Genomic DNA, 10244 nt, shown 5'->3' on the forward strand with positions numbered 1-10244 from the left:
CGCGTCGAGGCGCGCCTGGGCCTCCCACCGCACCTGCCGCGTCGTGCGGACGACGGCCAGCCCGGCGAGCAGCACGGCGGCCGCTCCCGCGACCAGGGCGTTGCTGTCCCGGCCGAGCAGCTCCTCGACCACGTGGACGCCGATCGGGGCCAGCATCGGCAGGATGGCGATCGCCATCCTGGTGCCGGCCCAGTCGGTGCTGACGTCCGGTTCGACGGCCGGACGTCGGCGCGGCCAGGCCGAGCGCGCCATGAGCACCGCGCCAGCCATCCACCCCAGGTCCATCCAGTCGTTGACGCTGCCGGAGACGCTGAACAGCAGGTACGCCAGGTCCGAGCCGAGCCAGCACGCGACGCCGACGGCGAAGCTCCGGCCGATCGCGTGCCGGGCTCGTCGGGTGGCGAGCACGCGGATGACGAGCCCGAGCAGGACGGCGTCGCAGACGGGGTACGCCGCCCAGACAGCGCGGGTGAGGGGGCCCACGGAGCCGTCGGCGATGATTCCGGCGACCGAAGCCTCCCAGAGCACCAGGACGCTGATCACGACGATGGTGCACGCGTCGAGCACCGCATCGACGTCGACGCGCCGGCCGCGGGCGCGGCCGCGGGCGAGGACGACGAGCAGCGCGGCACCCAGGCCGGCGTAGCTGAGGAAGTACAGCGGGTCCGCGAGGGAGACGTCGGGTTCGTCGCCGGACCAGGTGTGGAGGAACCACACCACGTCGGCGAGGACGTTGGCGCCGAGCCCGAGGGCGATGAGGAGCGGAACCAGCGCCGCGCCAGGGCGGGCACGGCGCGCGCCCATGGCGGCGACGACGGTCGCTCCCGTGATGACGACGAGGTACGCCGCGTCGTACGCGGCGTCGGGCAGGCCGAGCAGGTGGCCGGCCACGGCCGTGACCGTGAGCGCGAGGAGGGCCGTCGGCACGGTCGTCCGCCAGGCGACCGAGTGGTCGGGTGCCGCGCTCGCGACCATGCTGCCTCCCTTGGAGCCCCCCGTAGGGGGACGAGCCCATGGTGGCGGTGTGCCGCCGACGCCGGGCTCGGTTGAGCGAATCTTGGACTACATCGGCTCCCAGCCCCGCCGATCTTGAGGAACCGACTCCCCGGTGGTCGAGCCGTCCCCCCGGTGGTCGAGCCGTCCCCCCGGTGGTCGAGCCGTCCCCCCGGTGGTCGAGCCGTCCCCCCGGTGGTCGAGCCGTCCCCCCGGTGGTCGAGCCGTCCCCCCGGTGGTCGAGCCTGTCGAGACCACGCACCGCGGAGCGGACGTCACCCGAGGGCGACGGTCACCGCGAGCAGGGTCGCGGCGACCAGGACCGCGCCCGTGACGACGGCGCCGAGGCCGAAGCGTGGCAGCGGCCTGCCGGTCCGCAGCGCCCGCTCGACCAGCGCCCATCGACGGTAGGCGAGCGCGGTGGTGCCGCCGCCGAGGACGAGCAGCGCGACGACCAGGGCGCGGCGCAGCCAGGGAGGCTCAGGCACGCCGAGGGAGTGGAGGGCGACCGCGCCGGCGAGCACGGCCAGGGACGTGCGGACCCACGCGAGGAAGGTCCGCTCGTTGGCCAGCGTGAACCGCGGGTCGGGCTCCGACCCCACGTCGTAGACGCCCATGCCGACCATCCTCGCGCACGGCGGGCCCGATACCTTCCCGCCATGCACTCCGGCCAGCACGAGTTCGACCGCCAGACCGCTGTGACCCCCTCGGGAGCGGGCCGCTACGCCGCGGAGCTCGCGCCGGGCTGGCACGTCGGCGGCGGCATCAACGGTGGCTACCTCCTCGCCGTCATCGGCCAGGCGGTCCGCGCCGAGCTGCCGTCGAAGCCCGACCCCCTGGCCGTGAGCGCCTACTACCTCTCCGCTTCGACCGCCGGCCCTGCGGAGGTGGTGGTCGACGTGCGCCGTGACGGCGGCAGCATCGCGACGGTGGCCGCCGACCTCCGGCAGGGCGACCAGTCGCGGATCACCGCGTTGGCGACGTACGGCGATCTCTCGGCGCTCCCGGACGATGTCCGCACGACCGCCGAGGAGCCGCACCTGCCGCCGGTGGAGGAGTGTGTGCCGTCGTCGATGGCGCCCGAGGAGGTGCGCGCGGTGGCTCCCCTCATGGAGCGCTTCGACATGAGGTTCCACCCTGACCACGTCGGCTGGGCGGTGGGCGAGCCGGGGCGCACGGGCGTCATCAGCGCGTGGTTCCGGTTCGCCGACGGCCGGGAGCCCGACCCGATCGCCCTGCTCCTCGCGGTCGACGCCCTGCCGCCGGTGACCTTCGACCTCGGCATGCCCGGGTGGGCACCCACCCTCGAGCTGAGCGCGCACGTGCGCGCCGTGCCCGCGCCGGGCTGGCTGAAGGTCCGGCACGCGACCCGGAACATGGCCGGTGGGATGTTCGAGGAGGACTGCGAGGTCTGGGACTCCGCCGGTCGACTCGTCGCCCAGAGCCGTCAGCTGGCCCGCCAGCCGCGGTAGCGCCTGGGCCATGCCCGGATGGCACCTTCGGACCATCCTCCGGCAAAAGTGCTCACGGGTCGGCCGGCACCGCCGACACTCCGAGCATGACCGTCACCGTCGAGACATGCCGGCACGAGTGGCAGCCGTTCTACGACGCCCCCGAGCTGAACGGCTGCGTCCACTGCGGGGCCGAGCAGCCGGTCGGCCCGACCCGCGTGGGGGCGGTCGCCGGCGAGGTCCACGTCGCCTGACCGGTCCGACCCTCAGGCGGGCGTCGTCCGCCGCAGCGTGAGGACGAAGCAGGCGCCGCCGTCGGGGGCGTCGCGGTAGGTGAGGTCGCCGCCGTTGGCGCGGGCCAGTTCGCGGCTGATGAAGAGCCCGATGCCCGTGCCGACGACGTCGCCGGCCGTGGCGGGACCACGGCTGAACCGGCGGAAGAGCTCGGTGCGGAACTGCTCGGGCACGCCGGTCCCGGCGTCGACGACCGACACCTCGACGCCGTCGGCTCCGCGCGGCCGTGCCGCGACGGTCGTCGCGCCGCCGGCGTACTTGGTGGCGTTGCTGAGCAGGTTGGCCAGGACCTGGTCGAGGTGACCGGGTTGGACGAGCGCGATCAGGTCGCCGGGGCAGTCGGCCTCCGGCTGGGAGCCCGGCGGCTGCGCGGCGGCTGCCGCGTGGAGGTGCGGGAGGAGGCGGCACGGCTCGGGCGTGGCGCTGAACGCCGCGGAGCCGCTGCCGACGAGCGAGCCCACCTCCTGCACCACGCCGGAGATCTGCCGGGCATTGCGGTCCACGACCTCGAACGCCGCGAGTGCGTGCGCGGTGTCGCCCTTCCGCAGCGACTCGCCGCCGACCTCCGCGTAGCCCTGGACCGACGCCAGCGGGTTCCCGATCTCGTGGACCAGCATGCCCATGACGTCGATCTTGAACTGGTTGGCGGCCTCGAGCTTCTCGTTCTTGCGGGCCACCTCGGCGGCGAGCCCGGCCTTCTCGCGGAGCGGCTCGTGCAGGACCGCCCGCTGGGCCAGGGCGTAGATCGGCAGGAACAGCAGCACGAACCAGGGCCCGCCGGTCCAGACGGCGGCGAGCAGGCCACCCACCAGCAGGACCCCTGCCTCGGTGGCGTAGAACGCCCGGCTCCTGAGGGTATGCCGCAGCCAGACCTCGTCGTGGGCCCAGTTCAGCAGGGCGGAGCCGGCGAAGAGCGCCGTCTCCACGACGAGGAATGCGGCTGCAGCGGCCAGGATCACCACCACGCCCTCGCCGCCGTCGCCCGCCATCCAGTTCGCGTCGGCTCCGACGGTCGCCTGCTTGACGGCCGCCGCGACCGTGCCGGCGAGCACCAGGAAGAACCCGGAGCCGACCCACTTCCACAGCGGCACACGGATACCGCGCCAGCGGGCGTGTGCGTAGGTGAGCGGGACGATGACCAGCAGCCACGGCGTCGGCAGCATCAACCCGCCGGCGAACGCCCACGCCGACAGGGCCTTGTGGGGCTGCTGGCTGTGCTCGAGCCCTCCGGAGAGGGCGCGGCTGAGCTCGACGTTGAGGACGGAGACCGCCAGCAGGACGCCTGCCGTGGCCAGCGCGCCCCGGTCCACCGAGACGTCGTCCTCCGCCAGCCACAGGGCCAGCACGACCGCGACCACCGCGGTCAGGACCAGGTAGACGCGCTCGCGCAGCGGCGCGCGGGCGAAGGTGCTCGGGAGCGGAGCGACGGCGGGAGGGGCAGTCTCGGAAGCGGCCACAGCACCGTGGCCCTCACGGGCGGGGGACGGGTTGCTGGGAGACATCACCCTTCCTCTGCGGTGTCGGCGGGGACCAGGGTGGACGATCGGCGGACTCGGCGGGGGCGGTGCGCCAGATCGGCCGCGACCTGTGGAGAACCCGCGCAGGTGCGCGGTGGGCGAGCAGGCAGAGCGAGAGCCCGACCGCGCGCGGGGCGCTCGATCGGGCTCTCGGTCGTGGGACGTGCGGTGTCGCGGTCAGGCGTGGCTGCGGCTGCCCTTTCCGCTCATGCCCTCCGCGACTCCGATGAGCGCGACAGCTGCGACGACGGCGAGGACGAAGCCGAGGATGTTGAGCTCCCAGATGTCGCCGGTGCCGAGGAGCCACGCGATGGTGCCGCCGATCACCGACCCGACCAGTCCGAGGAGGAGCGTCATCCAGATGCTGAGGTGCTGCTTGCCGGCTTGATGAGGCGGGCGAGGGCTCCGATGACGAGCCCTGCGACGATGAATCCGATCATGGTGGGTCCTCCCTTGTAGCGTGCATCCGCTCCGTACCCGTGCGGGCGCCCGGGCATGCCGCGGGTCGGGGAGCGGTGCGTCACGGTCGCGCGGCGCCCTCGTCCTGCGGCGTCGGCTGGTCATCGGGGTCCCGGTGCTCACCGTCGTCGTCGACACCTCCAGCGTCGGCACTCTCGTCCGCGGCGTCGGAGCCGATCTCCGCGGGCGCTGCGACGGCACCCGCCGGGTCCGCGAGGCCGGAGAGGTAGCGCAGGACCACCGCCAGCATCGCGGCGACCGGGACCGCGAGGAACGCGCCGGCGATGCCGAACAGGGTGGAGCCGAGCGTCACCGCGAGGATGACCACGCCGGCGTGCAGCTGCATGGCGCGCGACTGCAGCCAGGGCTGGAGCAGGTTGCCCTCGATCTGCTGCACCACGATGATCGCCGCGAGGACGAGCAGTGCGCCCTGGACGCCGACGGAGACGAGCGCGACCAGCACGGCGAGGCCGCCGACGACGAAGGCGCCGATGATCGGGACGAACCCGCCGAGGAAGGTCAGCACCGCCAGCGGGACGGCGAGGGGTACGCCGATCACGGCGAGCGCGATGCCGATGAGGACGGCGTCGACGAAACTGACGATGGCCTGCGTCCGGACGAAGCCGCCGAGCGTGTGCCAGATCCGGCTGAGCACCTCGTGGAGGTGCGGGCCGACCTCGGGGCCGACGGTCCGTGCGGCCCAGGCGCCGAACCGGTGGCCGTCCTTGAGGTAGAGGAAGGTCAGCACCAGGGTGATCGCCAGGGTCACCAGCCCCGAGGAGACGGCGTTGACGCCGACCAGGAGGCCGCTGGCGATGGAGCCTGCGCTCTCCTGCAGCCGGTCCCGGGCCTGGCTGACCGCGTCGTCGACCTGCTCCTGCGAGATCAGGCCGCGCGACTCGGCCCAGCTCCGGACCTCGTCGATCCCGTCACTGGCGTCGGAGACCAGCTGGTTCCACTGCCCGGAGACAGAGGGCGCGATCGCCAGGACCGCGCCCACGATCAGGCCCAGGGCCCCCACCAGCACCACGGTGGCGGCGAGGGTGCGCGGGAAGCGGGCGCGGCGGACGAGGAGATCCTGCACGGGCGCCAGGACCGAGGCCACGATCACGGCGAGGAACGCCGGGAAGACGACGACCCAGAGCACGCCGACCAGCCTGGCGAGGAGCGCGGCCCCCCCCCCGACGCCGACCCAGCGCCAGGACCAGGTGCCGAGCCAGCGGAGCCCGGATCCGAGCCGCTCCGTCCGGCCGGCTGGAGGTCTCGGGTCGTCCATCGGGGCCTGCGCCTCGGGAGTCACTGGTGCCATGGCCCCGCCTGTACCCACCGGGGAAGATTTCCCCTGAGAAGCGACGGACGGCCCCGGGAAGTGGTGGCCGTGGGGTCAGGGATCACTCCGACCCGGGGGTCTCCGGCCTCTTCGCCACCGGCAGCCCGTCCCGGACGAGGATCAGGACGGGTCACTCCGGGAGGGGGAACGGGGCCTTGTCGTCCGCGTCCCGTCGTCGCCAGAGCGAGTGCACGACCACCGCGGCGACCACGGCTCCGGTCGTGCCGAGGGCGAGGTCGCCGAGCGTGTCCGCGTAGGCGAACCTCCGCTCGGTGGAGCCGGCGATGAACGCGACGTACTCCGCCAGCTCCCAGGCGATCGCGGCCGTCGCCCCGAACGCCAGGGCTCGCTCCACCGCGCGCGACCGGCCGGCCGAGCGGTCCAGGGTGAGCAGGAGGAACGCTCCCGCGAGCAGCCCGGTGTTCATGAAGTGCATCCAGTCGTCGAACCAGGCGATGGTGTCGTAGAGGTCGAGCCGGTTGCCGAGGATGTCGGTGAAGCAGGTGAGGGTGACGAGCAGGTCGGCGAGCCACGGGAAGCCGGTGCGGTCCTGGGCGTACCGCCACCACAGCAGCGGGACCGCGAACGAGGCGATCGGGTAGCCGACGGCCCGCAGGCCCGCCGCCTTGTCCCGTAGGTGGGCGGTGTCGGGGGATGCCAGGGCGATGGCGAGGAGGACGATGAGCCCTCCCTTGGCGATCACGTTGAGTGCCCGCGCGGGCGCCGGCGCATCGTTCTCGAGTACAGCTGTGTAGGTCACGGGGTCCTTGCTCGTCGGGGCTCGCGCCATCGTCGCACTCGCCGTCAGCAGCGGAGGGGACCGCCCCGGATGCCGCCGCGACGGTCTCGTGAAAATTTTCACAAGGTTCGTGGTGGGCCGCCAGCCGGCCCTACCGTCGGGAGCGTGCTCCTCCCCGACGCCCTCCTCGCCGTCGCCGAGCCCGACGGCCTGCTCCCGGCCCGCCAGCAGATGGCGCTCTCCCTCGGGTGGCACATCGTCCTGGCCTGCTTCGGCGTCGCCTTCCCGGCGATCATCTTCACGATGCACCTCATCGGGCTGCGCCGCAGGGACGACGACGCCCTCGTGCTGGCACAGCGCTGGGCCAAGGTCTCGGCCGTGCTGTTCGCCATCGGGGCGGTCTCCGGCACGGTGCTCAGCTTCGAGATGGGGCTGCTGTGGCCCGGCCTGATGGGCACCTTCGGCGACGTGCTCGGGCTGCCGTTCGCGTTCGAGGGGCTGGCCTTCTTCCTCGAGGCGATCTTCCTCGGCATCTACCTCTACGGCTGGGGCCGGATGCCACCGAGACAGCACCTGCTGATGGTGCTGCCGATGGCGGTGACGGGCGTCGTGGGTACCTACTGCGTGATCGCCGTCAACGCCTGGATGAACGTCCCCGTCGGCTTCGACCTCGTCGACGGCGAGGTGGTCGACGTGCAGCCGTGGGCGGTGCTGTTCAACCCCGCGGCGTTCTGGCAGTTCGCGCACATGTGGCTGGCGGCGTACATGGTCGCCGGGTTCTCCGTCGCCGCCGTCTACGCGGTCGGCATGCTGCGGGGGCGGCGGGACCGGCGGCACCGGCTGGGCTTCCACGTCGCCTTCGCCTTCGCCAGCGTCTCCGCGGTGCTGCAGCCGGTGGTCGGCCACCTGCTCGGCGGTCGGCTGGCCGAGTGGCAGCCGGCGAAGCTCGCGGCGTTCGAGCTCGCGACGGAGACGGAGAGCCCCTCGCCGCTGCGTCTGGGCGGGTTCCTCGTCGACGGCGAGGTCCGCTGGGCGCTGGACATCCCGTACCTCGGCTCGATCATCGCCCGCAACTCGTTCACCGAGCCGGTGCGAGGGCTCGAGGAGTTCAGCACCGTGCCACCGGTCAACATCACCCACTGGGCCTTCCAGGTCATGGTCGCGATCGGCACGCTGCTCGCGCTGGCCGTGGCGGCGTACTGGCTCGCCCGCTGGCGCGGCCGCGACCTCCTCGACCACCGCTGGTTCCTCCGCTTCGTCGCCACCACGGGGGTGCTGTCGATCGTCGCCGTCGAGGCCGGCTGGGTCGCCACCGAGGTGGGGCGCCAGCCGTGGATCGTCTACGGCGTCATGCGCACACCCGAGGCCGCGGGCGACAACCCGGGTCTGTGGTGGCTGCTCGGTGCCACGACGGTCGTCTACACCCTCATGACGATCGGCGCCGTGGTCGTGCTGCGGTCGATGGCCCGCCGCTGGCGCGCCGGGGAGCACGACCTGCCCAGCCCCTACGCTCCTGGGCGGCAGGAGACGTCGCGGTGAGCCTCGAGACGGCGGTCGCGGCAGCGCTCTTCGTCGGCGTGGTGGTGTACGCCGTCTTCGGCGGCGCCGACTTCGGCTCCGGCTTCTTCGACCTCACCGCCGGGGGCAGCCGTCGCGGCGCGGAGGTGCGCACGTTGGTGGACCACAGCATCGGGCCGGTCTGGGAGGCGAACCACGTCTGGCTCATCTACGTGCTCGTCACGTGGTGGACGGCGTTCCCCGCGTCGTTCGCCGCCGCGATGTCCACGCTGATCCTGCCGCTGCTGCTCGCGCTGCTGGGGATCGTGCTGCGCGGCGCCAGCTTCGCCTTCCGCAAGTACGCCGGGACGCTGGGGCAGGCGCGTCTGTTCGGCGTCCTCTTCGCCACCTCGTCGGTCCTGACGCCGTTCTTCCTCGGTGCCGTCGCGGGCGCCATCGCGTCGGGCAGGGTGCCGGCGGAGGGGCGGGGCGACCTGATCTCGTCGTGGCTCAACCCGACGTCGGTCGTGGGTGGCGTGGTCGCGGTCGGCACGTGCGCCTTCCTGGCCGGCACCTTCCTGTGCGCCGATGCCGCGCGTGCCGGTCGCCCGGCGTTGGCCGACCGGCTCCGGGTGCGGACCGCGGTCGTCGGCTCCGTCACCGGGGCGGTCGTGCTGGGCGCCCTCGTCGTGCTGCGTCGTGACGCGCCCACGCTCGCCGACGGGCTCGCCGGACAGGGGGCGGTGCTCGTGGTGGCCTCCGCGGTGGCCGGCGTCGCCACGCTGGTGCTCCTGGCCCGCCGGCGGTTCGCGGCCGCTCGGGTCACGGCGGTGGTCGCGGTGGCATCGGTGGTGTCGGGTTGGGGAGTGGGGCAGTACCCGTGGCTCCTGGTCGACGAGGTGACGATCGCCGACGCCGCAGGGGCGAGGGCGACCCTCCAGGCGCTGCTCGTGACGGTCGGTCTGGCGGGAGTCCTGGTGGTGCCGGCGCTGGCCTACCTCTACCGGTTGACGCAGACCGAGCCTTGGTCCCGGCTCGACCACTGAGGGCGACGGGACCATGTCGACGGCGTGGCGCACGCCCCGGGTTCGCCGGCGTCGCGGTCAGGAGGCCTGGCGCTCGGCCGCGGCGACGGCCTGCGCCAGCTCGTCGCGGGACATCGAGGAGCGGCCCGAGACGTCGAGCTCCTGCGCGCGGTCGTAGAGCTCCTTCTTCGTCCGCTGGTCGGCCCCGCCGCCCTTGCTGCCGCCCTTGCTGCCGCCCTTGCTGCCGCCCTTGCCGTCGGCCTTCCGGGTCTCCAGCTTCCCGGCCTGGTGGGCGTTGCCGGGCCGGTGCTGCTGGGCCCGCTCGACGGAGGCCTGGAGGGCGGTGAGCAGGTCGACGACCTTCTCGGAGGACTCCTCGGCGGTGCCGGTCCGGACGACCTCCCGGTCCTTCTCCTTGGCCTCGATCAGCTGCTCGACCCGCTCGGTGTAGGTGTCGCGGTAGTTGGTCGGGTCCCACGGCGCGGTCAGCGTGGTCACCAGGCTGACGGCCATGTCGAGGTCCTTCTTCGACACCTTCGTGCCCGAGGGCAGGGTGTCGAGCTCCTTCGCCGGGTCGCGTACCTCGTCGGCGAAGTGCATCGTCTCCAGCACGAGCACGTCCCCCTGCGGGCGGATCGCGGCGAGGTACTGCTTGGAGCGCATCACGAACGTCGCGATGCCGATCCGGTCGGCCTTCTCCATCGCCTTGACCAGCAGGGCGTACGGCTTGGCGGCGGCCTCGTCGGACGGCGCGAGGTAGTAGGAGCGCTGGTAGTAGATCGGGTCGATCTCGGCGGCCTCGACGAAGTCGGTGATGTCGATGGTCCGGCTGCGTCCCGGTTCGACCGTCTCCAGCTCCTCCTTGGTGAGGATTACGTAGTCACCGTCGTCGACCTCCGCGCCCTTGGCGATGTCGCGGTACGGGACCTCCTCGCCGGT

The 10244-nt window shown here is 73.0% G+C and carries 11 protein-coding genes; 4 read left to right on the top strand and 7 right to left on the bottom strand.

Features of this window, described 5'->3' with window-relative positions; all coding sequences use genetic code 11:
* Positions 1-975, bottom strand: a 975-nt coding sequence (locus ACSMHG_RS19070) for a hypothetical protein (RefSeq protein WP_435748087.1), incomplete at its 3' end; no start/stop codon positions are given.
* A 293-nt stretch (positions 976-1268) separates the two neighbouring features.
* On the bottom strand, positions 1269-1610 hold the full coding sequence (locus ACSMHG_RS19075; RefSeq protein WP_435748089.1) for a YidH family protein: 342 nt from the start codon (positions 1608-1610) through the stop codon (positions 1269-1271).
* Between the two features lie 42 nt (positions 1611-1652).
* On the opposite strand from ACSMHG_RS19075, the gene ACSMHG_RS19080 reads away from it, so the two are divergent.
* Together ACSMHG_RS19080 and ACSMHG_RS19085 are read left to right on the top strand one after the other, a co-directional pair.
* Complete coding sequence (locus ACSMHG_RS19080) at positions 1653-2465, top strand: thioesterase family protein (RefSeq protein WP_435748091.1); 813 nt, start codon at positions 1653-1655, stop codon at positions 2463-2465.
* 86 nt (positions 2466-2551) lie between these two features.
* Positions 2552-2698, top strand: coding sequence for a hypothetical protein (locus ACSMHG_RS19085; RefSeq protein ID WP_435748093.1), 147 nt, complete (start codon positions 2552-2554; stop codon positions 2696-2698).
* 12 nt (positions 2699-2710) lie between these two features.
* Here ACSMHG_RS19085 and ACSMHG_RS19090 read toward each other — a convergent pair whose 3' ends face one another.
* The 4 genes from ACSMHG_RS19090 to ACSMHG_RS19105 all read right to left on the bottom strand — a co-directional run bounded on the left by ACSMHG_RS19090 (position 2711) and on the right by ACSMHG_RS19105 (position 6804).
* On the bottom strand, positions 2711-4240 hold the full coding sequence (locus tag ACSMHG_RS19090) for an ATP-binding protein (RefSeq protein WP_435748095.1): 1530 nt from the start codon (positions 4238-4240) through the stop codon (positions 2711-2713).
* Between the two features lie 192 nt (positions 4241-4432).
* A complete protein-coding gene (locus ACSMHG_RS19095) occupies positions 4433-4612 on the bottom strand; it encodes a hypothetical protein (protein WP_435748097.1) in 180 nt (59 codons plus the stop codon).
* 163 nt (positions 4613-4775) lie between these two features.
* Positions 4776-6023 (bottom strand): AI-2E family transporter, encoded by a 1248-nt coding sequence (locus ACSMHG_RS19100; protein ID WP_435748098.1) that lies wholly within the window; start codon positions 6021-6023, stop codon positions 4776-4778.
* Positions 6024-6174: 151 nt separating this feature from the next.
* Complete coding sequence (locus ACSMHG_RS19105) at positions 6175-6804, bottom strand: DUF2238 domain-containing protein (RefSeq protein WP_435748100.1); 630 nt, start codon at positions 6802-6804, stop codon at positions 6175-6177.
* Positions 6805-6948: 144 nt separating this feature from the next.
* Here ACSMHG_RS19105 and ACSMHG_RS19110 point away from each other — a divergent pair, with 144 nt between their 5' ends.
* Positions 6949-8322 carry a cytochrome ubiquinol oxidase subunit I gene (locus ACSMHG_RS19110; RefSeq protein WP_435748102.1) on the top strand — a complete coding sequence of 458 codons (1374 nt, stop codon included), beginning with the start codon at positions 6949-6951 and terminating at the stop codon, positions 8320-8322.
* Positions 8319-9326: a cytochrome d ubiquinol oxidase subunit II gene (locus ACSMHG_RS19115; protein ID WP_435748104.1), complete on the top strand. Its 1008-nt coding sequence runs from the start codon at positions 8319-8321 to the stop codon at positions 9324-9326. The genes ACSMHG_RS19110 and ACSMHG_RS19115 overlap by 4 nt, the downstream gene beginning before the upstream one ends.
* 57 nt (positions 9327-9383) lie before the next feature.
* On the opposite strand, the gene ku is transcribed toward ACSMHG_RS19115, so the two are convergent.
* The coding region (ku, locus tag ACSMHG_RS19120; protein ID WP_435748106.1) for a non-homologous end joining protein Ku at positions 9384-10244 on the bottom strand (861 nt) is incomplete at its 5' end.

Origin of the sequence: Nocardioides ureilyticus (assembly GCF_051280745.1) — a bacterium.
Taxonomy (GTDB): domain Bacteria; phylum Actinomycetota; class Actinomycetes; order Propionibacteriales; family Nocardioidaceae; genus Nocardioides.

Coding starts and splice junctions, on each gene's coding strand:
- ACSMHG_RS19075 (WP_435748089.1), bottom strand. CDS start 1,610: ATGGGCGTCTACGACGTGGGGTCGGAGCCCGACCCGCGGTTCACGCTG.
- ACSMHG_RS19080 (WP_435748091.1), top strand. CDS start 1,653: ATGCACTCCGGCCAGCACGAGTTCGACCGCCAGACCGCTGTGACCCCC.
- ACSMHG_RS19085 (WP_435748093.1), top strand. CDS start 2,552: ATGACCGTCACCGTCGAGACATGCCGGCACGAGTGGCAGCCGTTCTAC.
- ACSMHG_RS19090 (WP_435748095.1), bottom strand. CDS start 4,240: ATGTCTCCCAGCAACCCGTCCCCCGCCCGTGAGGGCCACGGTGCTGTG.
- ACSMHG_RS19095 (WP_435748097.1), bottom strand. CDS start 4,612: ATGACGCTCCTCCTCGGACTGGTCGGGTCGGTGATCGGCGGCACCATC.
- ACSMHG_RS19100 (WP_435748098.1), bottom strand. CDS start 6,023: ATGGCACCAGTGACTCCCGAGGCGCAGGCCCCGATGGACGACCCGAGA.